The sequence below is a fragment of the Neobacillus sp. Soil_C_43 genome (assembly GCF_057656715.1).
In genome coordinates this window covers 1-26,530 of record NZ_JBDGJV010000030.1, presented here as the reverse complement: position 1 = coordinate 26,530, position 26,530 = coordinate 1, and the positions used below count along the sequence as shown (strand labels likewise).

General features: G+C 40.7%; 25 protein-coding genes and 1 other annotated feature. Of the genes, 8 read left to right on the top strand and 17 right to left on the bottom strand.

The window, feature by feature from the left end:
- Positions 1-148: 148 nt before the first annotated feature.
- Positions 149-514 carry a holo-ACP synthase gene (acpS, locus tag AC3A54_RS24720; protein ID WP_487656578.1) on the bottom strand — a complete coding sequence of 122 codons (366 nt, stop codon included), beginning with the start codon at positions 512-514 and terminating at the stop codon, positions 149-151.
- Positions 515-605: 91 nt separating this feature from the next.
- Here acpS and AC3A54_RS24715 point away from each other — a divergent pair, with 91 nt between their 5' ends.
- Positions 606-1,334: a rhomboid family intramembrane serine protease gene (locus tag AC3A54_RS24715; RefSeq protein ID WP_487656577.1), complete on the top strand. Its 729-nt coding sequence runs from the start codon at positions 606-608 to the stop codon at positions 1,332-1,334.
- Between the two features lie 59 nt (positions 1,335-1,393).
- Here the strand turns inward: AC3A54_RS24715 and uvsE are convergent, their stop codons facing one another.
- The 5 genes from uvsE to AC3A54_RS24690 all read right to left on the bottom strand — a co-directional run bounded on the left by uvsE (position 1,394) and on the right by AC3A54_RS24690 (position 7,436).
- Positions 1,394-2,359, bottom strand: coding sequence for a UV DNA damage repair endonuclease UvsE (uvsE, locus tag AC3A54_RS24710; protein ID WP_487656576.1), 966 nt, complete (start codon positions 2,357-2,359; stop codon positions 1,394-1,396).
- 95 nt (positions 2,360-2,454) lie between these two features.
- Positions 2,455-3,945 carry a degradosome RNA helicase CshA gene (gene cshA, locus AC3A54_RS24705; protein WP_308081481.1) on the bottom strand — a complete coding sequence of 497 codons (1,491 nt, stop codon included), beginning with the start codon at positions 3,943-3,945 and terminating at the stop codon, positions 2,455-2,457.
- 230 nt (positions 3,946-4,175) lie between these two features.
- Positions 4,176-4,865: an alpha/beta hydrolase gene (locus AC3A54_RS24700; RefSeq protein ID WP_487656575.1), complete on the bottom strand. Its 690-nt coding sequence runs from the start codon at positions 4,863-4,865 to the stop codon at positions 4,176-4,178.
- Positions 4,866-4,904: 39 nt separating this feature from the next.
- Complete coding sequence (locus tag AC3A54_RS24695) at positions 4,905-6,281, bottom strand: UDP-N-acetylmuramoyl-tripeptide--D-alanyl-D-alanine ligase (protein ID WP_487656574.1); 1,377 nt, start codon at positions 6,279-6,281, stop codon at positions 4,905-4,907.
- 75 nt (positions 6,282-6,356) lie between these two features.
- The gene (locus AC3A54_RS24690) at positions 6,357-7,436 is read right to left on the bottom strand and encodes a D-alanine--D-alanine ligase (RefSeq protein WP_335544766.1); all 1,080 of its coding nucleotides are present in this window, start codon (positions 7,434-7,436) and stop codon (positions 6,357-6,359) included.
- A 226-nt stretch (positions 7,437-7,662) separates the two neighbouring features.
- Here AC3A54_RS24690 and AC3A54_RS24685 point away from each other — a divergent pair, with 226 nt between their 5' ends.
- Entirely contained in the window at positions 7,663-8,325 is a 663-nt protein-coding gene (locus AC3A54_RS24685) for a sulfite exporter TauE/SafE family protein (protein WP_487656582.1), read from the top strand.
- A gap of 50 nt (positions 8,326-8,375) precedes the next feature.
- On the opposite strand, the gene AC3A54_RS24680 is transcribed toward AC3A54_RS24685, so the two are convergent.
- Positions 8,376-9,152, bottom strand: a complete 777-nt coding sequence (locus tag AC3A54_RS24680) for a hypothetical protein (protein WP_335544765.1) — start codon at positions 9,150-9,152, stop codon at positions 8,376-8,378.
- Positions 9,153-9,618: 466 nt separating this feature from the next.
- Here AC3A54_RS24680 and mgtE point away from each other — a divergent pair, with 466 nt between their 5' ends.
- The 3 genes from mgtE to uptA all read left to right on the top strand — a co-directional run bounded on the left by mgtE (position 9,619) and on the right by uptA (position 12,968).
- Positions 9,619-10,977 (top strand): magnesium transporter, encoded by a 1,359-nt coding sequence (mgtE, locus tag AC3A54_RS24675; protein ID WP_487656573.1) that lies wholly within the window; start codon positions 9,619-9,621, stop codon positions 10,975-10,977.
- 142 nt (positions 10,978-11,119) lie between these two features.
- Complete coding sequence (locus AC3A54_RS24670) at positions 11,120-12,295, top strand: FtsW/RodA/SpoVE family cell cycle protein (RefSeq protein ID WP_487656572.1); 1,176 nt, start codon at positions 11,120-11,122, stop codon at positions 12,293-12,295.
- A 79-nt stretch (positions 12,296-12,374) separates the two neighbouring features.
- Complete coding sequence (gene uptA / locus AC3A54_RS24665) at positions 12,375-12,968, top strand: undecaprenyl phosphate transporter UptA (protein ID WP_487656571.1); 594 nt, start codon at positions 12,375-12,377, stop codon at positions 12,966-12,968.
- Positions 12,969-12,997: 29 nt separating this feature from the next.
- Here uptA and AC3A54_RS24660 read toward each other — a convergent pair whose 3' ends face one another.
- From AC3A54_RS24660 to argS, 5 genes are all read right to left on the bottom strand, one after another.
- Positions 12,998-13,318, bottom strand: coding sequence for a hypothetical protein (locus AC3A54_RS24660; protein ID WP_487656570.1), 321 nt, complete (start codon positions 13,316-13,318; stop codon positions 12,998-13,000).
- A 210-nt stretch (positions 13,319-13,528) separates the two neighbouring features.
- Positions 13,529-15,355, bottom strand: coding sequence for an APC family permease (locus tag AC3A54_RS24655; protein WP_487656569.1), 1,827 nt, complete (start codon positions 15,353-15,355; stop codon positions 13,529-13,531).
- Between the two features lie 229 nt (positions 15,356-15,584).
- On the bottom strand, positions 15,585-16,079 hold the full coding sequence (locus AC3A54_RS24650) for a methylated-DNA--[protein]-cysteine S-methyltransferase (protein ID WP_487656568.1): 495 nt from the start codon (positions 16,077-16,079) through the stop codon (positions 15,585-15,587).
- Between the two features lie 488 nt (positions 16,080-16,567).
- On the bottom strand, positions 16,568-17,035 hold the full coding sequence (locus AC3A54_RS24645) for a DinB family protein (RefSeq protein WP_487656567.1): 468 nt from the start codon (positions 17,033-17,035) through the stop codon (positions 16,568-16,570).
- Positions 17,036-17,104: 69 nt separating this feature from the next.
- Positions 17,105-18,799, bottom strand: a complete 1,695-nt coding sequence (gene argS, locus AC3A54_RS24640) for an arginine--tRNA ligase (RefSeq protein WP_487656566.1) — start codon at positions 18,797-18,799, stop codon at positions 17,105-17,107.
- Between the two features lie 238 nt (positions 18,800-19,037).
- Positions 19,038-19,250, bottom strand: a binding site (T-box leader).
- Between the two features lie 103 nt (positions 19,251-19,353).
- On the opposite strand from argS, the gene AC3A54_RS24635 reads away from it, so the two are divergent.
- Positions 19,354-19,611, top strand: a complete 258-nt coding sequence (locus AC3A54_RS24635; protein ID WP_308081490.1) for an alpha/beta-type small acid-soluble spore protein — start codon at positions 19,354-19,356, stop codon at positions 19,609-19,611.
- A 109-nt stretch (positions 19,612-19,720) separates the two neighbouring features.
- Positions 19,721-19,969 (top strand): hypothetical protein, encoded by a 249-nt coding sequence (locus tag AC3A54_RS24630; RefSeq protein ID WP_487656565.1) that lies wholly within the window; start codon positions 19,721-19,723, stop codon positions 19,967-19,969.
- A 199-nt stretch (positions 19,970-20,168) separates the two neighbouring features.
- Here the strand turns inward: AC3A54_RS24630 and AC3A54_RS24625 are convergent, their stop codons facing one another.
- The 5 genes from AC3A54_RS24625 to AC3A54_RS24605 form a co-directional block, all read right to left on the bottom strand.
- Positions 20,169-20,741, bottom strand: a complete 573-nt coding sequence (locus AC3A54_RS24625) for a TetR/AcrR family transcriptional regulator (protein WP_487656564.1) — start codon at positions 20,739-20,741, stop codon at positions 20,169-20,171.
- Between the two features lie 156 nt (positions 20,742-20,897).
- Positions 20,898-22,394 (bottom strand): HD domain-containing phosphohydrolase, encoded by a 1,497-nt coding sequence (locus AC3A54_RS24620; protein ID WP_487656563.1) that lies wholly within the window; start codon positions 22,392-22,394, stop codon positions 20,898-20,900.
- A gap of 101 nt (positions 22,395-22,495) precedes the next feature.
- Positions 22,496-23,278 carry an ABC transporter permease gene (locus tag AC3A54_RS24615; protein ID WP_487656562.1) on the bottom strand — a complete coding sequence of 261 codons (783 nt, stop codon included), beginning with the start codon at positions 23,276-23,278 and terminating at the stop codon, positions 22,496-22,498.
- Positions 23,279-23,284: 6 nt separating this feature from the next.
- On the bottom strand, positions 23,285-24,088 hold the full coding sequence (locus tag AC3A54_RS24610; RefSeq protein ID WP_487656561.1) for an ABC transporter permease: 804 nt from the start codon (positions 24,086-24,088) through the stop codon (positions 23,285-23,287).
- Positions 24,085-25,062, bottom strand: coding sequence for an ABC transporter ATP-binding protein (locus tag AC3A54_RS24605; RefSeq protein WP_487656560.1), 978 nt, complete (start codon positions 25,060-25,062; stop codon positions 24,085-24,087). Before AC3A54_RS24605 ends, AC3A54_RS24610 begins: the two co-directional genes overlap by 4 nt.
- Positions 25,063-25,236: 174 nt before the next feature.
- Between AC3A54_RS24605 and AC3A54_RS24600 the strand changes: the two genes are divergently transcribed.
- On the top strand, positions 25,237-26,160 hold the full coding sequence (locus AC3A54_RS24600; protein ID WP_487656559.1) for a nuclease-related domain-containing protein: 924 nt from the start codon (positions 25,237-25,239) through the stop codon (positions 26,158-26,160).
- Positions 26,161-26,530: the final 370 nt, after the last annotated feature.

Below are 26,530 nucleotides of genomic sequence, written 5' to 3'. Positions count from 1 at the left end.
GCACGAGCGGTTCGTGGGCGTTTCGGCGAGCCTCCTCGGCGCTCACGCCTGCGGGGTCTCTCCTGAACCGTACTCCCACAGGAGTCTTCGTGCCTTCCGCTCCAATCAACAGGATGCCAATTCAACAAGAAACTTAACAGAGAAATTTTCAAGAAAGGTCTTTCCCAATCTCTTCAATCACCACTTGTGCCACTGCGTAGTCTCTGCTGTGTGAGATGGATAGATGGGCCTGGACGTTTGGTTTTACTATATGAGGTTTGCCGAGTTGATCGCTAATTATTTCAATATCTAGGAAGGATAGTTCTTTTCCAATCCCTGTTCCTGCCGCTTTTGAGAATGCCTCCTTAGCTGCAAATCTCCCTGCCAGAAACTCTACCTTGCGCCTTTCTGATAGGGTTTCGAATGTATCCCTTTCACGAGCAGTTAATATTCGGTCAATTAACTTCGTTTGTCTATTCAATATGTCCTGAACCCTTGAAAGTTCAATAATATCAATTCCAATTCCTTTAATCATCGTGCATCATTCCTTCTATTTATATTGTCATCGGCATAATAGTGTACAAGACAGAAATTAAGGTTATCATGATAGTGAGAGGAGGGTGTTCATGTTTACAAGGACTGAAAACGTACGTGAGTTTATTCGTTTCTATCCCGTTGTTTCAATTATCGTCAGCATTCACTTAGTATTATATCTTTTAACCATCTTACCCATATTCCCAAACTATTGGTTTTTTGAAAATTTTTCTGGAGTCAATCTTTATATTATGGAAGGGCAATTTTGGAGGCTAATTACACCGACTTTTATGCACAGTGGTTTCTCTCATATGCTATTTAATAGTTTTTCGCTGGTGCTATTCGGACCTGCACTGGAGCGGATGCTAGGTGGAGGAAGATTTTTACTTGTGTATCTTCTCTCCGGACTAATAGCCAATGTGGCTACACTGCTGCTAGAACCATTAACATATACTCATGTCGGCTCAAGTGGAGCGATTTTTGGGCTTTTCGGCTATTATATAGCCATCGTTATCTTCCGAAAAAATATGATGACAAAACAAAACTCACAAATTATCATCACACTCAGTGTAGTCAGTTTAATTATGACCTTTCTTCAGCCAAATATTAATATTACGGCGCATCTTTTTGGTTTGTTAGGCGGCTTTTTACTAGGCGCCATTCCTTATTATAATAAAAAAGATCTTTCTGATTCTATTAAAGGAACCGCCAACTGGGCAAACAGCAGAAAGAAAAATCTGTCCATTCAATCACCTGTGAAGGTTTTAGTATGGGCCGTCATCATTATTGTTGCCGTTCTTGGATTTTGGAGTCAAAAATAACAGGGACGCTTTCGAAGCTATCTTTCGGAGCTGTCCCTTTTCCTTTTCCCTAAAAAGGTCTATTCCATCTGAAAACTAGACTGATCGAGCCAATTTAACCCCTCATACTCCTTTAAATCCTTCACCAATTGAAAAAGCGCAGCATCTTTCTGTTTGGCCTCTATCATGCAGTGAATCTCCGGAACCGTTCCTTTTATTTCTTTTAAAAAATCCATGAACATTTCAGGATTAACATTGTCTGCATGTGCGCGAAATTCCTTTTCGGAACGAGGACTAGAGATATGCATTTTCACCGGTAGCGGCGAATGTGCCCAGGTGCTAATAATCCGCTCCCAATCTGAAACCCAATCCAAATCTTCAAAATTCGCTAAGTGGTGGTGATAATCAAACACCATCGGAATCCCTAACTTTTCACAAAGATATAATGTATCCTTTACAGTAAAAGTAGTATCGTCATTTTCCAGCATAATCATTTTTTGAAGTGAAGGCTTAATGTACGCCCAGTTATGAATAAACAGTTCCAATGCCTTTTCTTTATCCTCATATCCACCACCGACATGGAGAACACATCGGTGTTCGGTATCTATATCCATCCCTCCAAGCAGCGCTTCATGCATCACTAGGGTTTTTAATGAGTTTTTTAAAATTTCCTTATCGGGCGAATTCAAAACGACAAAATGGTCGGGATGAAAATCGATCCTCATGTTCTTTTCTTTACTATAACTGCCCAAATTTCCGAGCGCCTCTTTTAAGGGCTCCATATAGTTCCAATCTAATAATTCTCCATGATTCGCAAGCGGAATCAGACGAGAACTTAAGCGAAAAAAGTGAATTTCATTGGCAGCAGTATGTTTTAATAACCGCAAACAATTTTCTATGTTTGAGATCGCAATTCTTTCTAGTTTCCGAATGCCTGCCTCTCGGTCTTTAATCCGGCTGAATTGCGCAAAGGTCATCGTTTGAGAGGGGGAAGCATTGGCTACCTCTACGCTCATTGCTACGTATCCAAGACGAACAATTGTCATACCATCACTCCATCGTAAGAGTTTTTATTAGTATTCCCTTATTGAACATAGAAAAAAGCATGAACATAAAGTCCATGCTTCTTATTGTCTATGAATTAACGTTCTTGAAACGATCTTGGCTTAGATGGCTTGCCACCCGTTCTTTTTTCACCGCTTCTTGGTTTTACTGGTGCCTTTTTTCTGTTACGATCGCCACCACCATAAGATCCTCTAGAATCATCTCTTCTTTTACGGTCACGATCATTGTAAGACTTTCTTTCCCTTTTTTGTGGAAGCTGTTCTTCTGTCAGCTTAATCGGTGTCGTATCAGGTTCCTTCGTAAGCATCTTAAGGACAGCTGCGATAACTGTTTCTGCATCGTTTTCTTCAAGCAATTCTTGAGCAGCTGCTTTGTAGTAATGAAGATTATTTGATTCAATCGTCTGAACGATTTTTTCAACCACTGCTTTTTGTTGGCCTTCTAATGCTTCATCAAGCGTAGGAGTCTTCATTTTTTCCATCTTGCTTCTAGTCGTCTTTTCCACAACTGCAAGATAGGATTTTTCACGCGGAGTAATAAATGTTAGTGCTACACCCTTTTTACCCGCACGACCTGTACGTCCAATACGGTGAACATAACTCTCTGGATCCTGTGGAATATCAAAGTTGTATACATGCGTTACGCCAGAAATATCAAGTCCCCTCGCAGCAACATCAGTTGCAACAAGTACATCAATTGTTCCTTCTTTAAACTTGCGAAGAACAGAGATCCGTTTTGCCTGGCTTAAGTCACCATGAATACCTTCTGCTGTATATCCTCTTAAAGTTAATGCTTCTGACAACTCATCCACACGGCGTTTTGTACGACCAAATACAATGGCCAATTCTGGTGATTGAATATCAAGAAGTCTTGTTAACACATCGAATTTATTTCTTTCTTGAACTTCAAGATAGAATTGTTCAATGGAAGGAACAGTCATTTCTTTCGTTTTAACACGCACAATTTGCGGGTTCTTCATGAATTTTTCTGCCATTCTTTGAATCGGTCCTGGCATTGTCGCAGAGAAAAGCAATGTTTGGCGCTCTTCTGGAGTTGCAGCAAGAATGGATTCAATATCTTCAATGAATCCCATGTTTAGCATTTCATCTGCTTCGTCAAGAATCACAGTATTTACTGTATCTAAGCGCATTGTTTTTCTGTTAATATGGTCTAACACACGTCCAGGGGTACCAACAATGATATGAGGAGCCTTTTTGAGTGAACGGATTTGGCGGCTGATATCCTGACCTCCGTAAATAGGTAGGACACGAACTCTTTTACCCGCTCCAATTTTATAAAGCTCTTCTGAAACTTGAATCGCTAACTCACGGGTTGGTGCAATAATAATCCCTTGAATAGCATCCATTTTTGTATCAATTTTTTCCACCAATGGAATTCCAAATGCAGCTGTTTTACCAGTTCCTGTTTGAGCTTGACCGATCAAATCCTTATTTTCTAAGCTCAATGGAATTGTTTCTGACTGGATTGGTGTTGCCTCCTCAAAACCCATTTTGAGTACAGCTTTTAAAGTGGCCTGGCTTAGACCTAAATCTTCAAACTTTGTCAATGTTTTCATTCTCCTTCATCTATTTGAAAATATTTATAGTACTGAATATTTTCGTCCGATACGCATCAAAATGCCGTAGTAATCAGGTAACATCTTTATTTTACCAAAAAAAAGACATTCTCCAAAGGAGTATGCCCTTTTTGCTCGTTCTTTAGACACGTTGATGATTATCATACCACTCTTACTAGTATTTTGCAATAAAGACACGTTGCTTACTATTTCCAACAGTCTTATTGCTCCATCAAAAAGTCTAACACTTGATTAAACAGGGCACCACGTTCTTCACAATGGCAGATATGATGTTTCGATTGCTTAATATAGGTAAGTTTTTTATGTTTCGCACCTATTGTTTGATATAAATATTCAGCACTCTTAAGCGGCACAATCCCGTCACACTCACCCTGTGCAATCAGCGTGGGGACTTCCACTTGATTTAAAAGGGGCCTAATAAATGAAACAAGTTGGCGGAATTGTAAAGTAGCCGTTAAAGGTGTTTCTGTTATTTTTCTTTTATAGCGGTGAAATAATTCATTCTCTTTTAAGTTTCCTTTGAAAGCGTCAATTAGGGTCAGCTTGATATCAGTAACCAGCTGCCTTGGATTCATATAATAAGCAGCTGCGCTAAGGAGAATTAGCTTATCAACAGGATAATTGGCAGCTAGATAACTGGCGATCATCCCGCCCATGGAAAAACCCACCACATATATCTCATCACAGGTTTCGATAAGTTTTTTCAGCTCTGTCTCTGCATGGTTAATCCACTCCTGGTAATGAACTCCTTTGAGTGAACTCGTTTCACCATGTCCTGGTAGTGTGGGAACCCTAAAGTCCCAATCCGTATGTTTTTGTAAAAATTCAACTAAGGGTTCTACCTCATATGGCTCACCAGTAAAGCCATGAATACATAAACAGCCAATCATCCAGTTTCACCTGCCATATACTCCAAATTTTCCTGTATCCTATTTTTGTAACGCGGTGACGATTTCCTCCATCTTCATCCCTCGTGATGCCTTTACAAGGATTAAAGTCTGTTCATTCACATGCCTTTTTAATTTCTCAATGAGTTCTGCTTTATCACGAAAGGCAAATACACGCTGCTCCCCTAAAATCTTCTTCGCCCCTTTGGCAATGTGTTCCCCTAGAGGGCCAAAAGTAAAAAGAATATCCGTTTTTTCTGCATCCAGGCCTTCTCCGATTTGCAAGTGGTATTGCTCTTCTTGAGGCCCAAGCTCGAGCATATCACCAAGAACAAGGATTTTTCGATCATATCCTTGGAGATTTGACACTAGTTCGATCGCCGCCATCATGGAAGTAGGACTCGCATTATAGGCATCGTTAATTATTTTTTCCCCACGTTTGCCCTCAACTAGCTCCATACGCATATTCGTTAGCTTAATTCCTGATAAGCCGGCCTTCATTTTTTCATATGGAATGGAAAAATAGTGGGCAATGTGCATAGCTGCTAATGCATTTAAAATATTATGAGTTCCTAGCACTGGAAGTTCGAAGCTTTCTGTTGAGGCATTCATTTTAAACCGGTTTCCTTGAGCCATTTGGGTAATTTCTGTTGGGTATAAGTCGTTTGTTTCATTTCGGCCAAAGGTTTTCACTTGAACATTGCCTTTATATTGTTTAATCCGCTCCATTAAAAGTGGCTCATCTCCATGAAGAACAGCCAGTCCACCATCCTGAAGTCCTTGTAGGATTTCTAATTTTGCTTCTGCTATCCCTTCACGAGAACCAAGGTCCAGAAGATGGGATTCACCAATATTCGTGATCACAACCGCATCAGGGCATGCAAGCTTGGTAAGGAATTCAATTTCTCCTCTCCCGCTCATCCCCATTTCAAGTACAGCCACTTCTGTATCCTCATGCAAACCTAACACCGTTAATGGAAGACCAATATGGTTGTTATAGTTTCCTTCTGTTTTTTGTACTTTATATTGTGTCGATAATAGACTTGTTGTCATATCTTTAGTCGTTGTTTTCCCGTTACTTCCAGTAATTCCGACCACTTTAACAGGTAACTGTTTCCGATAATTCCGGGCTAATTCCTGAAGTGCGGTGAGACAGTCGTCCACAATGAGAATAGGCAGGTTTTCCGGTGGATTAGGAACATCCTTCTGCCAAAGGGCAGCTGCTGCTCCTTTTTCAATCGATTCCACTACATACTTATGCCCATCCACACGTTCACCTTTAAATGGGACAAATAGATTTCCTGCCCCAATTTTTCGAGAATCAATAGTCACACCGTTGATTACAACATCTGAGAATGCACTGCTATCATTTCTAGCTGATACCATCTCTGAAACCTGCTTTAAAGTCCGCTTGATCATTTAATACCCCTCCTTCCAATTATTAAACAGAAACGGACACGGCACTACAGCCGTGTCTCCGTTGTCTTTTCTTCACTAGAATGTATATTTTATATTTTGTTTTTCTGTATGTCTTTCGATTGCCAGTTGAACAAGACGCTCAATTAATTGCGGATACTCAAGTCCAGTATGCTTCCATAAAAGCGGGAACATGCTAAATGGAGTAAAGCCAGGCATCGTGTTCACTTCATTGATTAATAATTTACCCTCTTTTGTTAAAAAGAAATCAGCCCGAACAAGTCCGGAGCAATCCAACGCTTTAAATGCTTGAACCGCCATTTCTTTCAACTCAAGGTATTCATCTTCTGTAATATCAGCAGGGATAATTAATGCGGTATCCCCATCTTCATATTTCGCTTTGTAATCATAAAAATCTTTTTTCGGAACAATTTCTCCAGCAACAGAGCATTCTGGGGCATCGTTTCCTAGGACAGCAATTTCAATTTCACGGGCAACTACTCCCTCTTCAATAATGACTTTGCGGTCAAATTGAAAAGCCTCTGCAAAAGCTGTAGCTAATTCAGTGCGATTGGTACATTTGCTAATCCCAACACTTGAGCCTAGATTCGCAGGCTTGACAAAACATGGATATCCTAGTTCTGCTTCCACCTTGCTATATGCATCGTCTGCCCCTTTTTCCCATTCGCTTTTAATAAAAGCAACATAGTCTACTTGTGCGAGACCTGCTTGTGCAAAGACATTTTTCATCATTACTTTATCCATTCCTGCGGCTGAGGCTAGGACACCATTTCCTACATATGGTAGGTTTAATAATTCTAATAATCCTTGAACAGTTCCGTCCTCACCATTTGGTCCGTGAAGCAATGGAAAAATTACATCAAGCGGTGCAGCCGCCTGCGGTTCCGCTTGGAATAGCGCTGGTGCTAACGAAAGCGGGGATAATTGGTTTCCCTGAGAAAACGCAAGTGCTTGCACGTTCTCTACCGGCTCACTGAGTTGAGGCCCTTTAACCCATTGACCATCGACATTTATGTAAATAGGATGAATTTCAAATTTCTCAAGATCTAACGCTTTTATAACAGCAAGAGCTGTCTGTAAGGATACTTGATGCTCGGCGGATTTTCCTCCGTATAATAACCCTAGTTTTGTCTTCATACCAAAACCTCCATATTCTCTTTCACGGTTTTATTTTAACACTTTATTAAATAAGAAAGGAAATGTAGTCATCCTATTTAGTAATGTTTTTTTCTATTGATTATTGTATGTTTCCAATAGCTTGCTTAAAAACAATCTATTGGTAATTTGTCACTATTTCATGCCATTTGCGCTTGTTTTTCCTGTTATGATAATTTTGACAAACCATACGGGGGCGACACATATGATAACCGGTTCATTATTATCTATATTATTATTAGGCTTTGTACTCGGAATCAAGCATGCCATTGAGCCTGACCACGTCATTGCAGTTTCCACTATTGTTAGTGAATCCAAAAATATTAAACGATCACTTTTTGCCGGCGTGTATTGGGGGATCGGGCATACCGCCACGTTGTTTATAGTGGGTATGTTCTTACTTGTGGCGAAAAATACGATCAACGATACGGTTGCCATGAACCTCGAGTTTCTCGTTGGTATCATGCTTGTTACCTTAGGATTTAACAGTTTATTATCCCTCATTACACATCGACACCATCATACATATACACCATCTGAACACAACAGAAAAACACGCTCAAATGTAAAGTCCTTTTTTATTGGACTTGTTCATGGTCTCGCCGGGAGTGCGGCCATGGTACTTTTAACCATGAGTACGGTATCAACGGCTTGGCAGGGTGCCCTATATATCCTTATATTTGGTGCAGGTACCGTTGCTGGTATGCTTAGCTTCTCCACCGTAATCGGCCTCCCGTTTGTGCTAACCTCTGGTAAACAAGTGAATCGCTACTTAAACAACATAACAGGAATTATCAGCATATTATTCGGACTTTACTATATGTATAACTTAGGTGTGAACGAAGGATTATTTTCTATTTGGTTTTCATAATAAACCCATCTCGTTTAAAAGCATAGGCTGACTCACAAGGAGCCAGCCTTTTATATTACATTTAGTTTCCACTCTTTTGTCTTTTTATCAAAGATCAGCTTGGCATGGTATGGTTTATTTGATAGATTCTCATATTCCTCATACATGTCATCCATATTCGCGAAATCACCAATAACCCAGATGGGAATTTCCAAACGTCCGCGTTGATGATCGGCATCCCGTAAAGAAATACAGATTCCTTCCTTAATGAACGGGGTTAATGAGAGCAGAATTTCTTTATTCACCGGTGGATAGATCCGTTTCTTTCGAATACCAAGAATGGACTTTTCTTTCTTCAGCTCGCCTACCTTGCCAGCAACCACTTCACTAAGTAAATGGAAAAAATCCTTAAAGCTTCGGTAATAAATTTTGTTAAACCAGCCATCATCATGCGCTAAATAAACAAAACGATTCCCTAGCTTATTATAAAAAGGCAGCTTTAAATGATGTTTTTGATGGCCAAGATACAATAATTCAGCCAACTCTTGCCCTGATAGTTCATTTAAGACCTCTTCTTCAATAAAATCAATCCAACAAAAGTCCCCATAACTGTATACATCTTCGCCAGCTAATTTATTTATTCTATCTTCCGGACAATATTCGAGTAGTGTATGCATATTAAAATCAGCATCATCAAAACGGTGCTTTAATAAAAGCAGATGATTTAATGAGCCTGAAAAAGCAGCAGCAAATTCATCGAATTCAATACCGTAGGACATAACATACTGGTCTGTTTGGTTTAAATGGACATAGATGAGATCCCGTATGTCTTGATGATGCTTCTTCAAAGCCAAACTCCTCCGTTCAAACACATGTAATTTATGTCATAAAGAAAATTGCTATACCATTTTTCATACTTACTTATTTTATCAAATAATAGGTCAAATAGCTTATTTCAATTCTTTTACAAATAATATTTTTGAATAACACCTATTTTGCTTTTTCAGAATTACACATACTAGTATATAGCACTTCTTATTATTATCTCAGTTTCCCTTTTATTTAATTGATTTATTTTTGGCTCTGTTAAATTTGCCTGTTGATTTCCGCTCCAGGCTCTTCGCTTTCCGTGGGCGTTTCGGCGAGCCTCCTCGGCGCTTGCGCCTGCGGGGTCTCCCCTGAACCGTACTCCCACAGGAGTCTTCGAGCCTTCCGCTCCAATCAACAGGGTATAAAAATCAACACTGTTCTTTAAAACCGCCTATTATTAAAAGAATCATCAATACCGCACCTGAGGAAAGGAGTGTGGCCTGCGTGATTAAAGATATGACTCAGGATGAAATTAATCTTTATATCATAAAAACGTTAAAAGAAAACAAAAAAGCTGAGTTTGAATCCATTATAGAAGAACTTCAGCCTTATGATGTGGCAAAAATCTATGAGGAATTACCCGAGAAGCATAAAGCTCGATTTCTCCTCTTTTTAAAATTTGACCTCTTGGCAGACTTAATGGAGGAGTTACCGAAAACGGAACAGCTGGATTTATTAAATAAGCTAGGAATTGAAAAATCCAGTAAGGTTCTCGATTTAATGGATAATGACGATCTGGCCCTTTTATTAGATGAATTATCTCCTGAAAAAAAGGATGATCTGTTATCAGGGATGAAAGCCGAAGAGTCGAATGCCGTTAAAGGCATTATGAATTACCCTCCGGAAACTGCTGGGCGAATCATGACCAACCGCTTTGTATGGATTCGTGACTATTTTACTGTTAAAGAAGCAGTTGAAAAGTTTAAGGTCTTTGCGGAGTTTGCCGAATCGATTAACTATATCTATGTCACAGACGAAACACGAAAACTCGTTGGTGTTGTTTCCTATCGAGATCTCCTGTTGGCCGAGCCTGAAGAGAAGATACGAACGATTATGTATGAACGAGTTATTTCTGTCACAGTGACGACCGACCAAGAAGTGGTCGCCCGGATGGCAGAACGATATGACTTTTTAGCCATCCCTGTTGTCGATGAAAGCGATGTTCTTGTTGGGATTGTCACTGTCGATGACATTATCGACATTGTCATCAAAGAAGCGAATGAAGATATTGAAAAATTATCAGCCACAGGAAAATCCATTGATTTTGAGACAAAAATGTTAGTGGCGGCCGCGCGGCGGTTACCATGGTTGATTTTGCTATTGTTTATTGGACTTATTTCAGGCAGGATTATCAGCAGTTTTGAGCATACCTTGCAGCAAGTTGTAGCCCTTGCCTTTTTCATGCCCATGATTGCGGGGATGACAGGGAATACAGGCACACAGTCCCTTGCGGTCGTCGTGAGGGGGTTAATTTCACATGATATTGACCGCGGTGTGATTACCCGCCTTATTATTAGAGAACTCGGGGTCGGCATTACGATCGGAGTTACCTGTGCCATCCTGATCTCGATTATCGCTTATGTTTGGCAGGGAAATCTAATTTTAGGCGCGGTTGTCGGTTGCTCTCTCTTCTTCACTCTTATCATCGGAACACTTGCAGGGACTATTATTCCCCTCATTCTTTATCGTCTCAAGATTGACCCTGCGGTGGCATCAGGGCCGTTGATTACCACCTTAAACGACATCTTTTCCTTGCTTACCTATTTCGGTATTGCGACCATGTTTTTAAAGCACCTTATGTAGTTTTTGAAAAATGGAAACATTTTTCTAAATTAAACGTCATTTATTATAAGAGTTTTAATATTTCCCCTAATAGTATTGTGGGATAAACCCTTGGTTGCTTGCATAAAGTTAATAATTATAGAAAAAATTGGGTGTGGCAATGATGAAAAAAGCCGATCGATTTGACTGGACATTAACATTATTACTTTTTCTCTTCTTCCTTGTCAGCTGTGCGGCCATCTATAGTGCACAAGCTTCAGAGCAATATGGTGAAAAAGACTTCTTAGTCATGCAAGTATTTTGGTATGTGGTCGGAGCCGCCATTATATCTGTTTCCATCTTTATTGATGCCTATCAATACAAGCGGCTTTCCTGGTATTTATATGGATTGGGTTTATTGTTACTCCTTGCGGTATACGTTGCCCCTGAGTCTATTGCACCCGTCAGAAACGGCGCAAAGAGCTGGTTCATTATTAAGGGCATAGGGTCTATTCAACCGTCCGAGTTTGTTAAGATCTTCTTGATATTGGCCTTAAGTCGTTTAACCACCAATCATCAAGATAAATACATAGATAAATCATTGAAAACCGACTTTCTCTTATTGCTAAAATTAGGTGTAACCACTGCTGCTCCACTCGCTTTAATTATGATGCAGCCAGACCTCGGAACTGGACTTGTGATTCTTTCCATATTAACAGGGTTTATCCTTATCTCAGGGATTACATGGAAAATTATTATTCCTATCTATAGTGCTGGAATTTCCACCGCTGCCCTGATTTTCTATCTTGTATTACAAAAACCTGAACTACTTGAAAAATACCTCCATGTAAAGACCTATCAATTCAATCGAATTTACACCTGGCTTGACCCAAGCAATCATTCATCAGGATCAAGCTACCATCTATTAAAATCATTAAGTGCGATCGGATCAGGTTTAATTACTGGTAAAGGTTTTACCCATCGCGAGGTATATATTCCTGAAGCACATACTGATTTTATTTTCAGTGTGATTGGTGAGGAGTATGGCTTTGTCGGCGGAAGTATCGTCATTGGTCTTTTCTTTCTATTAATTTATCATTTAATTAAAACCTCACTTGAAACCAATGACCCTTTTAACACGTATATATGTACAGGAATTATTAGCGTGATAACCTTTCATGTGTTTCAAAATATCGGAATGACCATCCAAGTCCTTCCGATTACAGGCATTCCGCTGCCATTTATCAGTTACGGAGGCAGCTCCCTCATGGGTAATATGTTTGCAATGGGCCTTGTTTATAGCATCCGTTATCATCATAAATCCTACTTATTTTCTTCAAGTAAATCATTAAGTAGTTAGCCTAATTTATTTCTTAATGAGACAATCTAAGATAAAATAAGTGTAGACAAAATACTTTTTACATAAGCGAAGGTGAATTATGGCTGATTTTATTAATAGCGTTTTAGGATTTTTATCACAGTTAGGCTACTTTGGGATTGCCTTAGGATTAATGATTGAGATTATTCCTAGTGAAATTGTGTTAGGCTATGGCGGTTATATGATTGCACAGGGTCATCTCAATTTTATTGGTGCAGTTATTGCTGGTACCATCGGGGGAACGATCGCTCAGTTGTTTTTATATTGGGCAGGTTATTATGGCGGCCGGCCATTTTTAGAAAAATACGGGAAGTTTGTCTTAATTAAAAAGAGTCATATTGATATTGCTGAACAATGGTTTGAGAAATATGGAGCGGGCGTTATTTTCTCTGCACGTTTCATTCCGGTTGTGAGACATGCCATTTCGATCCCTGCTGGTATTGCTAAAATGTCAGCTACAAAATTCACGCTTTACACTGTGGCAGCGGTGTTACCTTGGTCGATTCTTTTCCTTTACTTAGGTAAGGTGCTTGGTAGCAACTGGTCACATATTAAGGAATACGCACAGCCCTACGTTATGCCAATCATCATTGCAGCAGTAGTTTTAGGTGCCATTTATTTTATAATCAAAAAAACAAAGAAAACCACCGATTAGAATCGGTGGTTTTCTTTGTTTTTTGGGCTTTACGACGGTTGCTTGGAAAACTTCGCTTGGGCCCAGGCATCGAGCTTTTTAACATGTTTTTTCCCAATCGTAAATCCATATAAAATCAGTAAAACAATAATTAAGGTAAACAAATCAATTTTTTTAGTCGCAATAAAGTTAACAATCCCCATTAATACCTGTGGAATCACGCCGGTTAACGCAAAGAGAACCGTAGCAACCTTAAACCAAAAGTTCGATTTCAACCCATATCTTGCATAGAGTAAGAAAAAGGTAGAAGACCACGCCAACACTTCAAGAATAACCAAGATCATCCACTTGTTCTCCACCAAAAAATTCAAAGTCCCTCTCCACCTTCTTTTATTTTTTGGCTCTGTTAAACTTGCCTGTTGATTTCCGCTCCAGGCACTTCGCTTTCCGTGGGTGTTTCGGCGAGCCTCCTCGGCGCTTGCGCCTGCGGGGTCTCCCCTGAACCATACTCCCACAGGAGTCTTCGTGCATTCCGCTCCAATCAACAGGGTGTAACAATCAACACTGTTCTTTAACACAGCCTATTTTTTAAAATGAAATGGCAAGGTGGCCACAATCACTCTCTTTTTAAAAATGAGGTAGGTACGGATTAATAAGCTTGATTGATTATGCAATATGTTATGCCAGCTTTTCTTGGTAATGAATTGCGGGATCAGCACCGTTACTCGGTAATTGTTTTCACTTGCCTTATGTTCCACCGTATCAATAAACTTCGATAATGGCTGTAACACACTGCGATAATGTGATTGCAGTGTCACCAGCCGTACATCAGGCTGCCATTGCTGCCATTTTTCCTCAAATCGTTTTTCATCTTCACGATCAAAGGAAATATACACAGCAAAAATTTGATCAGTAATTGACTTGGCGTAGTTAATTGAATTGGCAACGACCTTCGTAATCCCTGCGACAGGCACGATGATGACGTTACCTGAAATGTTATAATCACAATCCCCCGGTTGAATTCTTAATTGTTCTCCTACCGCTTCATAGTGATTTTTAATTCTTAGGAAACCTATGACAATCAACGGCAAAAAAATGATAACAAACCAGACTTGACTTAATTTCGTTACGAAGAAAATGATTAAAACTGTTAAAGTGATAAGAGCTCCAATTAAATTAGATGTCAATTTTGCTAACCAGCCTGATGGTTTTTCCCTGAGCCACTTTAAAATCATTCCAGTTTGCGACAAGGTGAATGGAATAAATACCCCAACCGCATAGAGTGGAATAAGGCTCTCCGTTTTCCCCTGGAAAGCAATAATGAGCAGGATAGAAGCAATTCCTAAAGAAACGATCCCATTTGAGTAACCGAGACGATCCCCCCTAATGGTAAACATCCTTGGCATATACTTATCCTTTGCCATGCTAAACGCTAGTAATGGAAAAGCAGAGTAACCGGTATTGGCCGCAAGCACCAATATCAAAGCAGTTGTACCCTGGACTAAAAAGTAAAGGTAGTTTCGCCCAAACGTTTCTTTGGCAATTTGGGAAACGACTGTTTCATCATGCTTCGGCGATATTCCGTAATAATAAGCCAGAAAAGTGATTCCCGAAAACAGAATCGCTAAAAGTGTTCCCATTAGGACTAATGTTTTGGCCGCATTCTTTGGAGCAGGGTCCTTAAAATTTGGAATGGCATTGGAGATAGCTTCCACACCCGTTAAGGCAGAGCAGCCCGAAGCAAATGCTCGGAGCAACAGGAATAAGGTAATCCCTTGAACCGGTGCCCCAATCGCCGCATGCTGAGCTGTTGGAGACACGTCGCCAGTCATTATTTTATAAAGTCCAACTCCAATTAAAATAAAGAGAGCAACAACAAACAAATAAACTGGATAGGCTAAAATCGATGCTGACTCCGTTAACCCTCTCAGGTTAAGAATGGTAATGAAAACAACCAAGATACACGCAATTAGCACTGTATGGGTATGCAGGGCAGGAAACGCCGAAGTAATCGCGTCCGTTCCTGCGGATACACTAACAGCCACGGTTAATATGTAATCAACTAGCAAGGAGCCTCCAGCAATTAATCCCGCTTTCTCACCAATATTTTCTTTTGATACAAGATAGGCTCCGCCACCCTGTGGGTAGGAATAGATAATTTGTCGATAAGATAAGATGAGTGCAGCTAAAAGAAACAAGACGCCCACCGCAATAGGAATCGAGTACCAATAAGCGATCACGCTAATGGTTGCCAGTACAATTAATATCTGTTCAGTCCCGTATGCTACAGACGAAAGAGCATCTGAGGACAAAATAGCTAAAGCCTTAAATACATTTAATTTTTGTTCACCTAATGCCGTTGACTTTAACGGCCGGCCAATTAACAGCCTCTTAAAAGAAGAGAGCACGTGATTCACCCACCACATTCAAAGTAGAATTACCGATTGATTTTATCACAAGATAACAGCGAAGTTGAAGTGTTTTCTTTTTGACAAAAGGAACTATTCCAATCAACCATCATCCCTTTTCTAGTTTAGAGTACCCGTTTTTAGCGCCATTAACCCGTTTTGGCCATTCTCCGCATAAGAAAAGCATGAAGAAATTAATCTTCATGCTTAGCGTACGATTACGTAAATCCTATTGGGGGATGAGGCAGCCTTCAATCTCTAACAACATTTTTTTAATAGGCGTATTCGTCCCTGCATACCCTACCAGACTTCCGCTTTTTCCAATCACACGATGACAGGGAATAAAAATGGGCAGCTGGTTCGCTCGATTGGCTTGTCCAACCGCTCTAACTGCTTTCGGATTTCCAATCATTTCTGCTACTTCTGCATAGCTCTTTACTTCACCATAAGGTATAGATTGAAGTGCCTGCCAAACCTGCCTTCGAAAATCTGTCCCCTCTATGGATAGCGGCAGGTCAAAATCCTTCCTTTTTCCGTTGAAGTATTCGTCCAACTGACGAATCGCTTCGCTACATAGTGCCTGGTCTTCAACCATGTCCGGATGATCGTTCAAAAACTTTTCCCAATCCTCCTCAAATAGTTCCACTCGCTTAATCCCATCCGTATCTGCAATCACTCTTATTTTTCCAAATGGAGACGGATACTCGGCATAACCTAATGTCATGGTGTTCACTGCCTCTCTTATTACGTTACTCTCATTATATCAGAAATGCGCAAGCGCCTTGGTCAGCTCCGATCAAGAATACTAGTCGATGGGTTAGCGGAAAGCTAACAGAGACCTAGTGGCACTTAAGCGTACAAAAGTTCTTAGGCCTTAGTAGCAGGCAACCTTGCCCTTGGGCATTAAAAAGTTCCCCCTATTTACCGGTCGTGCTCTTTTTCTCTTGCCTCGGGCATTAGAAACTTCTTCTATTTACCAGTCGTGCTCTTTTTCCCTTGCCACGGGCATTAGAAACTTCCCCTATTTACCGGTCGCGCTCTTTTTCTCTTGCCACGGGCATTAGAAATCTCCCCTATTTACCGGCGGGCTTCTTTCCATTGAATCGGGACATAAAATACCACACATCAAGGACTTTGGCTGTATCAAATCTTAAACATTCTTATCACTTAAAGAAAGCTCGCCAATTGGCGAGCCCCCAAATTATTCCTTATTTACTTTACCTCGACAGCTTTAATTAGACGCTTCATTGCTTGCATCTGGCCCAAGTGAAGGGTTTCATGAAAAATAGCAAAATTGGTTAGCTCGCCAAAAGTTTCTTGACCAAGGAATGGCGTTTTTAGCTTGGCATCAAAACTTTCTACTGGAATTTCTTTGATTCTACCCAGTTGTTCTTTTAACTGCTCTACCAACACCTGTACGGACGGAACTTCTCCCTGCCAATCAGCCGGTTTCGTCCCCTTTCCAAATAACTCCAAATAGGCAGCTGGTAAGTTGGTTGATTTCTTCGGAAAGCCAAACATAAATTGTTCTGCCACTGTTAATACATGACCAATATGCCAGTGTAGGGTGTTGTTAAAGCCCTCTGGCTGGATATCCAGAATACTCTCTTCCAGCGCTTCTACATTCTTAACAAATTGTCCCCTTGCAACCTCATAGCTTTTAAATAACAATTCACTCATTCCATTGCCCTCCCTTTTTTTCATAGCTCTATTTTATAATGTTATTAGGAAAATCGCTAAATAAAGCTCTTACATTTCCTCAGGCGCTTCTATTCCTAATAAGCGTAGGCCCTCTTTTAGAACAACTGTTACCGCAAAGACTAGGGCTAAACGAGACTGTTTAGTTGGATTCTCTTCTAAAATTTTTACTTCTGCATAATACTTGTTAAAGGCTTGGGCAAGGTCAACACTATATTTCGCTACTTGTGATGGATCAAAATTCTCACAGGCCCTTTTAATCGCTGGTGCAAATTCCATTAGCAGGCTTGTCACCTTCCATTCCTTCTCCCAGGAATAATCATATGCCAGAGAATCCGTTTTAGAATAGCCGTTTCCTTTTCTTAGTATGGAGCACGCTCGAGCATACGTATATTGTAGATAAGGTCCTGTCTCCCCTTCAAATCGAAGCATTTCCTCGAGCGAAAACTCTATATCATTCATTCGGTTATTCTTTAGGTCATGAAAGATAACAGCTCCAACTCCAACTTGTTTGGCTACCTCATCTTTGTTCCCGAGGTTTGGATTTTTCTCCTCAATATTATGTCTTGCCATTGCAATCGATTCATTTAGGACTTCCTCTAGCAAAACAACCTTCCCTTTACGAGTGGACATCTTCTTGCCGTCTTTCAGCATCATCCCAAATGGAACATGGACCATTTTCCCTGCCCATTCATAACCCATTTTACCTAACACAGCTATCAACTGTTTAAAATGAAGACTTTGTTCATGTCCTACGACATAAAGAGATTGGACAAAGTTGTAGTTTTCTTTACGATAGAGAGCCGCTGCTAAGTCCCGCGTTGCATAAAGTGTTGCCCCATCGGATTTTTTAATTAAGCACGGTGGCAGTTGCTCCTCCGTTAGTTCAACCACCTGAGCTTGATCAGATTCCACTAATAACTGTTTCTCCTCTAGGAGCTTTACAATGCGATCCATTTTATCATTATAAAAAGCTTCTCCCGCAAACGAATCGAACTGGACGTTCATCAACTCATATATCCTTGAGAACTCCTTTAAAGACTCGTCTCGGAACCATTGCCAAAGCATTAATGCCTCTTCGTCTCCGTCTTCAAGCCGCTTAAACCAGCTGCGTCCCTGGTCTTCCAATGCGGGATTTTTTTCTGCTTCCGCATGGAACTGAATATACAGTTGAAGCAGCTCTTTAATAGGGTTCTGTTTGACCTTTTCGGCATCTCCCCACAGCTGATAAGCGGTAATTAATTTTCCGAATTGTGTACCCCAGTCCCCCAGATGGTTGATCTTAATCGGTTGATACCCGCATTTTTCAACAATATGAGCGAGAGCATTGCCGATTACCGTTGAACGTAAATGCCCCATTGAAAACGGCTTAGCGATATTGGGTGATGACATATCAATCGTGATTGTGCCCCCGTCGCCGAAATTCTGTGAAGCAAAATTTTCTTCTTGAGCGAGGACTTCCTTCACTAGTTTTTCAGAAACAAGCTTTTTATTTAAAAAGATATTTAAGTAGGCACCCACTACTTCTACGTTTTCAAAGGTGGCAGATTGTATTTTTCCACTTAAGTCCTGTGCAATGGCATTAGGCGCCTTTCTTTTTAGCTTGGCTAGTGTGAAGCATGGGAAGGCAAGATCGCCATGGGATGTGTTTTTAGGTTTTTCAATCATGAGTTCTAGTTCGGTTAATGAAATTTCTTTATCGAGCAGTTCGTGAAGAATGGACGCAAGCTCTTTTTTAAAATTCATTCTGAAGACCTCCTAATTTATCTTTTGCTCTGTAAACTGGTCTGTTGATTTCCGCTCCAGGCGCGAGCGGTTCGTGGGTGTTTCGGCGAGCCTCCTCGGCGCTTGCGCCTGCGGGGTCTCCCCTGAACCATACTCCCACAGGAGTCTTCGCGCCTTCCGCTCCAATCAACAGGGTATAGAATCAACAATGCTCTTTAAAACAACTTATCGTTAAATAACAAAAAACCCCCGTCTCTATAAAAGAGACGAGAGTTGAATTTCCCGCGGTACCACTCTAATTGTTCGTAATGAACCAGCTTTCCCTTGGTAACGGAGAATTCTCCGGCGAACCCTACTCCATTCGGGTCCACATCTCAAAAGTGCGCTTCGTTATCTATTCCGTATCAGGCTTCCACCATCCCTGATTCGCTGCAACATCCTAGGTAACTACTCTCTTTTTCATTGACTTTTCCGACTTTATTATCAGTTATTATACTGGAAGGAAAAGGATTTATCCACTCATTACTGATTATTTTTTTTAATAAGGAAATTCTATACCTAAAGGAGGGATTTACTTGGCTAGAAGAAGAAATAAAATACTTGTTCCTGAGGCACGGAGCGGCTTAGATGCCCTTAAGGCAAAAGTCGTTCAATCACAAAGCCCGGAGGAGGCGAAGTTTGAAGCGGCCGAAGAGATGGGCGTTCCTTTACAAAGAGGCTACAACGGCAAGCTCACCTCTGAACAGGCAGGAAAAGTAGGCGGAAGGCTTGGCGGCAGCATGGTCCGCGAACTTGTAAAAATGGCACAGGAAAACCTAACGAAAAAACAGTAAATGTGTCTAAGGGGGTCAGACCCCATTTTTGGTCTGACCTCCCTATTTTTGAAAAAAAGTTTGACAATTCTGTGACAATTGATAGAATATTCTTAACAAGGAGTTGATAATGATGCGTGAAATACATTTAAAAAGCATTTTTACTTTTAAGAGAACCGCTATTTTCGGGAGTATGTTAGGCATTATTCTTATATTGTTCGGACAATTTGTAAACGGTTCCAATAGTGCTTATCTTTTAACTGCGCTTGGATTTGGTATCCTCTTAGGCTCTGTAGTCAATTACCTGTTTGGAACCTTTTTAAGTTTAATGGAAGAATACATTGCCAACAGCAAAGTGGCACCTAGTAAGATAAAGTGATAAGAAAAGCGGAAGCACCTTGATCAGCGCCCCGACAGGCAAATGTTCTTCTGCAAAAAAAGTCACTCTTTGACTTTTATTGCAGAAGGTTATTTGACCTGAGGGGCAAGGCGCTGGAGCTGGACAATTCTCGAAGTCATTTAATACTTTCTTTTAATCAAAAAAGACTTGTGCAGGTTGGATGCACAAGTCTTTTTTTCTATATGGTTAGTCCTTTTAAAAAGAATACCTTAATCACTTCCGCTATTTGCTCGGAGCTTAGCGGTTCATGATGTCGCTCCCAATCGGAAACAAGAGCGATGTACATTTTTAACAGAAGGAAGCTCGTTAACTCGATGTTTGTTGAAGGTATAGATCCTTTTGCAATGGCAACCTCAATTTTCTCCTTTAAGTAGGTGATAATCTCATTTTCCACATGCTGTAGCATCTCGGAAACCGCGATCGTTCCCATTTCCGCTTCTTCTTGAACGAGCTTAATCATCAGCTGATGCTGTGAACGGAATTCCAATAAGCGATAGAGGGCTCGATGAACTTTTTCTGTAAACGGCAAATCCGGTTGAATGACGGCCTCTGCTTCTGCTATCATTTCTTTTACTAGCGTGGAAATGATTTCTTCAAATAATTCCTCTTTATTTTTAAAAAAGGTATAGATGGTCCCTTTCCCCACATTGGCGAGCTTCGCGACCTGGTCCATGGTTGTCGCTTTGTAGCCAAATAATGAAAAAGACTTTGTTGCAGCCTCTACAATCATCTTTCTTCTATCGGGTGCCATTCAGGCTTCCCTCCTTTTTGACTATTTTAGTTCTACGGTCATATAGATAGTTTCACTATAGCACAGCTCCATAGTGGTTTCAAACCTCTGGGAATTTGTTTGGAAAAATGACAAAAAACATGACCAATCCAAATGCCGGTCATGTTTCATTGATTATTATGCCAGGTTTCGAGCCATCCCTCTTTTTAATTCTACAAAAATTTCAGCGAACACTGGATCCCATTGCGTACCTTTGCCCTCCTGAATAATCGTTAGCGCTTTGTCGACCGGCATCCCACTGCGGTAAGGACGATTGGAGGTCATCGCATCAAAGGCATCTGCAACCGCAATAATTCTTCCAAATAGAGGAACATTTTCACCACTGAGGCCCTCAGGATAGCCTTTTCCATCATATCGCTCATGATGGTACAGCACACCTTCTACTACTGGTTGAAGGTCAGAAAATCCCTGAACCTGTTTAATAATATTTCTGCCTATTTCGGGATGTCTTTTAATTGCCGCGTATTCCTCATCCGTTAATTTCCCATCCTTTAAGAGGATTCGGTCCGCAACTCCAATTTTTCCAATATCGTGTAAAAGTGCCGAGGTTTTTAAAAGCATTAGCTCTTCCTCATCTAATCCTGCTTTCTCCCCTATCTCTATTGAATAAGCAGCAACTCGGGTAGAATGACCAAATGTATATTGGTCCCTCGCATCTAATGCAGCTGTCATACTCTCTAAAAAACTCGCAAACATGGCCTTGTTTTTTTCATCGCGAGTCTGGATCGCATCAACCATATGGTTGAATCCGTTTACTAGCCCTGCGAACTCATCTGAGTACAAGGCATCGGTTTTCACCAAGGACCCTTCCTGGACCTCTCGCATGGATTTCCTGAGCTGGACGATTGGCTGATGAACATCTAGAAACAGCAGCTTGGCTCCATAGTAGGCAAAGATGAGACCCAGCACAATAATAACTGCTGCCCAACTCCAGAAGCTTTGGCTTGAGTTTTCCGCAATACCCAGTTTTACTTGGGTAGCTAACCCAAATAAAAGAATCGGAAACACTGAAATGTAGAGGAAACTAAACTGAAACTTGCGCTTGATTGAGAGAACCATTTTCCCTTTTAGCGTTTGCTTTTCTCCAAATTGGTTGATGGCTATTTGCTCCACTTTTTTTAATAAGGGGTGAACGGCCTTAATGGCCAGGAAGAATTCAATAATTCCGTGCATCCCTGCAACAAGCGTAGCCCCGGCCATAGCTAGCAAAATATAATAATAATGAAGGTGTAATAACTGCAGTTTAATGGCAAGAATTGTTAGAACCATGGCAGGAATGGATAGGCCTAATAAGTGTGGCCCCATAATTCGCTTAAATGTCACTAACGGAAACTCATGCAAATAATCAAACACACGTTGCAAACCTGCAAATTCGTGTATTTCTTTCGTGAATACATCAGAAATAGGCTTTATGTCCTTAGAAAATCGAAGGAATTCTAGTATCATCATAATGATAAAAGAAGTTCCTAAGATCCCTAACATATACAAATATTCAGTTCTGGTAAGTGTTAATGTGAAAAAGATAAAGACGCCGCCAACGACTCCAACCGCTAGCGATGACCCAATTAAATAGTTTTTTAACAATTGCTGTCGAAATCGTCTATATTCATTCATACATTATGGGCCTGCTTTCAGCAAAACTAGATTTGTACCAATTATTATAAACGAATCCCATATCGTTTGTATCTACAACTATCTTAAATAGGGGGAAAAATTTAGGACCCCGTGGACCGATAATGCCTTACCCCAAACTGCCAGACCAGAAAACATGGCAGAATAAATAGGCTCCCGGCTACTGGTGTGAGCAGGTAAAGAACGCCATCCCCCTTACTTTTACCGAGTATATACAGTAAGGGCAAATAATTGACGGTGCCAAATGGAATCACATAGGTAAAGAAACGGGAGACCCATTTTTGATAGATATTAAGAGGATATTGGGCCATCTCCCGGCCTCCATCGGTAAATATATTTGCTACCTCTAAACCTTGTACGGTCCAAAAACACATGGTTGCTGCCAGCATATAAATCCCGGTAAAGATAAGCACCCCGCTGATTATCATAAATATAAGTGTCAACATTTTTATTGGCGTCCAATCGATCGGTAGTTTTATTACTGCCCAAATTAATACAAACAAACTTTGAAGCAGTCTTCCAAATCTCGTAAACTCGAATTGGGAGCCCAATACTTGGACAAAAGTACTTCTTGGTCTAACCAGTAGCCGGTCAAAGTCTCCTTTTATGATGAGGCTTGAAAAGGTATCAAAGCCCCGAGCAAAGCATTCACTTAAGGCAAAGGCCATGTGAATGATCCCGAAGCAAAGGGCTACCTCGAAAAACTGCCACCCCTTTATTTGACCAAATCGCTCAAACAATAAGTACAAACCTGCAAAAATGGCGAAAGGAATAAAAAATTGCCCTAACGACAGCAGCAAGAAAGACGTCCGATACTGCATTTGAGATTTAAAGAGTATTTGTAAGTATTTAAAGTATAGTCGCAACCTACATCAACCTCCCTGAACGACGACTTTCCTTACAATCCGGTTAAGTGCGCATCTTCCTAATACGACCAGTACAGCTAAATAGGCAAGCTGAATGAGGATTCCGTTGATGGCAGCCTGCCCGGAGATATGCCCCGAATAGACTCTGAACGGAAAATCAGCTGTCCAGCGGAACGGAAGGATATTGGCAATAGTCTGAAGCCATGACGGCATGAGCGGGACTGGTATGATTAAACCTGCAAAAAACTCCCCGAGTACACTAAATAATAGAAGAGAGCCGACTGGTGACATCGTTACAAATACGGATATGTATAAGAACATAGAAATAGCAATTAACAGAAGCAATCCTAACAATAAGGTGATGATGAATAGTATAAGTGTAGTGACACTTGGCGGTATCGTCAGTCTGTAAGTGGCAGGCAGAAAGAGAGCAATGATCAGTATGGGAAAGCAGCGCAACATCGCACTCGACAGCCGTTGGGCTAGCAGCTTCGCATACCAAAATCCATAGAGCTCCCAAGGACGGCAAAGCTCATACGCAATGTTCCCACTTGTAATCAGTTCAAACAGTTCATTATCGCGGAACCACATGGTAACAAAAACAAGAAAGGCCTGTTGCAGCCAAACATATGTAATTATTTGTGGTAAGGATATGGGCGGTGTTTTGGTCGCATGTTGATAGAAGGCTTCGAACACCATAATAATGATCATACCCCAGAAAAATTGTGTGGCTACTCCCGCAAATGCAGCTGTTCGATACTGCATCCCCATGTTAAGCCTCAGCTTCAAAAAGGATACATATGGTCTCATATTTGGTACTCCTTATATAGCTGGACAATAATATCCTCGATCGGTTGTGTCTCTATGGTCACATCTTGGAGCTCCACCTGTTTGGACAGCTGAGTAATCACATCAGATGTTTTGATCGCCTCGGTATCTACACTCAGAACAACCCGTTCAGGTGACCATGCAAGGGTTGATGTCCCTCGTATTTGAATTTGCTTTGGATTTTTTTCATAATCAGCCGTGATCGTTTTATGGGTACCAAACTGGTTTCTTAACTCATTTAGATTGCCATCGTATAACAAGCTCCCTTTTCCGATCAGAATGACCCGATCAGCCAATGCTTCTATATCGTTCATATCGTGTGTAGTGAGGATGACCGTTACGCCTTTCTCCTTGTTAATCGTTTTAATAAACTGACGGACGGCAATTTTTGAAACAGCATCAAGGCCAATGGTCGGTTCATCTAAAAATAAAATTTTGGGATTGTGAATGAGGGAAGCTGCAATTTCACAGCGCATCCGCTGCCCTAAGCTTAATTGGCGGACGGGTGATTGGACTATTGTTTGCAGTTCTAGTGTTTCAATAAGTAGATCAATGGTGGTGTTATATTCTTGCGGTGGAATCTTGTATATATCTTTTAACAGTTCAAATGAATCTAGTACGGGAACATCCCACCAGAGCTGAGAACGCTGGCCAAAAACAACCCCGATGTTTTTTACATATTGCACTCGGTCCTTCCAAGGTGTGTAGCCCATAATGCTACAGCTGCCGGTGTCAGGCACCAGGATTCCGCTCATAATTTTAATCGTAGTGGACTTCCCTGCCCCATTTGGACCGATGTAACCGACAATTTCTCCTGGATTAATAGAAAAAGAGATATCCTTCAGTGCTTCTACTATCGTATGTTTTCGGTAGAATAGAGCTTTTGCCGCCTCCCTCACTCCTGATGTGCGCTGGGCAACCTTATAGGATTTCGAGATTCCTTCTAACCTAATCAAAACGCATCCCTCCTTTTTGAGTCACAGAGGAAAATAATAACATTCTGTGTTAATTTTTGTCAACAATATTCTGAATAGTAAAATTTAACTAAATGTTCATTTGTGCAGCACGTGTTTATAGGTGAATTTTTGTAAAATAGACTTGAGTGTTTTTTTAAAGAAAGGAAGTGGCCCATGGATGTTTTAAAGCCTCGTACCGAGTCAAAGGAATTATTAGTCTGGAGGAGTTTACATGCACGAAGTGAATTAACATCGGATGAAAAATATTACTATCGCACCCTTGAAAAGGGATATGAAGGAGAGTTGATGTTCGATAATCTGACAAAGGGGCTTCAATGTGATGTTTACATTTTGAACGGTCTACTCTTTGAAATTAACAACTCTTATTTCCAAATCGACACCTTACTGATTGCTCCACAAAAGATCTACGTGTACGATGTGAAAAATTCCGAAGGCGACTATTTGTACGAAGCTGAAAAATTTCGAAGGCTTCGGGGTGGCAACGATATTAAAAATCCATTACACCAATTGGAACGGTGTGAAACATTACTTCGCCAATTTTTGAAAAAACTCGGCTATCAGTTACCTATTGATAGTCACATTGTCTTCATTAACCCTGAGTTCACCTTATATCAAGCTCCCCATGACAAGCCCATTGTATTTCCAACGCAGTTAAATCAACTTTTCCAGCGATTAAACACTATTCCTTCGAAGCTATCAAAAAGACATAAAGATCTCGCTGACCAATTAATGGCTGTGCACCAAAATGAGTATCCCTTTTGCAAATTTCCTCCCTATCAATTTGACCAAATGAAAAAGGGAAAACTATGTGCAACGTGTCATTCCGTTTCTACTTTCCAAGGAGATAGACGTTTGGTTTGTGATGTTTGCGGCCATGAAGAAACTATAGATGCCGCTGTCCTCCGAGCTGTGGCGGAGTTAATGCTGCTTTTTCCGGAGAGGAAGATTACTACTAATCTTGTTTACGAGTGGTGTGGTGAGGGTGAAGGTGAAGGTGGTTCACGAAAGAGGTTTGTTAGGATTTTAAGAAAAAACCTTTGTGCTAAGGGGTACGGGAGATGGATTTACTATGAGTGAGCAACATTTTTAAACAAGTAAAACTTTTGTAAGCGACTGTTTTGTGCCATTGCCTTGTCCGCGGTCTCGTAAATACACTGTACGAGACCGCTTGTCCTTTTTTTCCTTTGGCTTCGGTTGCATAGAACCGTTCTACGAACCCTTTTGCTGTTTTCTCCTTTTGCTTCGGTCGTATAGAACTCCTCTATGAACCCTTTTGCTACTTTTTCCTTTGACTTTGGTCGCATAGAGCCCCTCTACGCTACCTTTTGCTTCTTTTTCCTTTGGCTTTGGTCGCATAGGACCCCTCTACGGATTAAGTCCATATAATTGTGTAAAAAGAAAATAGGTCATCATCATGACCCGTGTTACAATGTTTTCGACCAAGAAA

What these genes read in the sequence shown, in the direction of transcription:
- acpS (WP_487656578.1), bottom strand. Translation starts at nt 514, where the DNA reads ATGATTAAAGGAATTGGAATTGATATTATTGAACTTTCAAGGGTTCAG.
- AC3A54_RS24715 (WP_487656577.1), top strand. Translation starts at nt 606, where the DNA reads ATGTTTACAAGGACTGAAAACGTACGTGAGTTTATTCGTTTCTATCCC.
- uvsE (WP_487656576.1), bottom strand. Translation starts at nt 2,359, where the DNA reads ATGACAATTGTTCGTCTTGGATACGTAGCAATGAGCGTAGAGGTAGCC.
- AC3A54_RS24700 (WP_487656575.1), bottom strand. Translation starts at nt 4,865, where the DNA reads ATGATTGGCTGTTTATGTATTCATGGCTTTACTGGTGAGCCATATGAG.
- AC3A54_RS24695 (WP_487656574.1), bottom strand. Translation starts at nt 6,281, where the DNA reads ATGATCAAGCGGACTTTAAAGCAGGTTTCAGAGATGGTATCAGCTAGA.
- AC3A54_RS24690 (WP_335544766.1), bottom strand. Translation starts at nt 7,436, where the DNA reads ATGAAGACAAAACTAGGGTTATTATACGGAGGAAAATCCGCCGAGCAT.
- AC3A54_RS24670 (WP_487656572.1), top strand. Translation starts at nt 11,120, where the DNA reads ATGAAAAAAGCCGATCGATTTGACTGGACATTAACATTATTACTTTTT.
- uptA (WP_487656571.1), top strand. Translation starts at nt 12,375, where the DNA reads ATGGCTGATTTTATTAATAGCGTTTTAGGATTTTTATCACAGTTAGGC.
- AC3A54_RS24650 (WP_487656568.1), bottom strand. Translation starts at nt 16,079, where the DNA reads ATGACATTAGGTTATGCCGAGTATCCGTCTCCATTTGGAAAAATAAGA.
- AC3A54_RS24645 (WP_487656567.1), bottom strand. Translation starts at nt 17,035, where the DNA reads ATGAGTGAATTGTTATTTAAAAGCTATGAGGTTGCAAGGGGACAATTT.
- argS (WP_487656566.1), bottom strand. Translation starts at nt 18,799, where the DNA reads ATGAATTTTAAAAAAGAGCTTGCGTCCATTCTTCACGAACTGCTCGAT.
- AC3A54_RS24630 (WP_487656565.1), top strand. Translation starts at nt 19,721, where the DNA reads ATGATGCGTGAAATACATTTAAAAAGCATTTTTACTTTTAAGAGAACC.
- AC3A54_RS24625 (WP_487656564.1), bottom strand. Translation starts at nt 20,741, where the DNA reads ATGGCACCCGATAGAAGAAAGATGATTGTAGAGGCTGCAACAAAGTCT.
- AC3A54_RS24620 (WP_487656563.1), bottom strand. Translation starts at nt 22,394, where the DNA reads ATGAATGAATATAGACGATTTCGACAGCAATTGTTAAAAAACTATTTA.
- AC3A54_RS24610 (WP_487656561.1), bottom strand. Translation starts at nt 24,088, where the DNA reads ATGAGACCATATGTATCCTTTTTGAAGCTGAGGCTTAACATGGGGATG.
- AC3A54_RS24600 (WP_487656559.1), top strand. Translation starts at nt 25,237, where the DNA reads ATGGATGTTTTAAAGCCTCGTACCGAGTCAAAGGAATTATTAGTCTGG.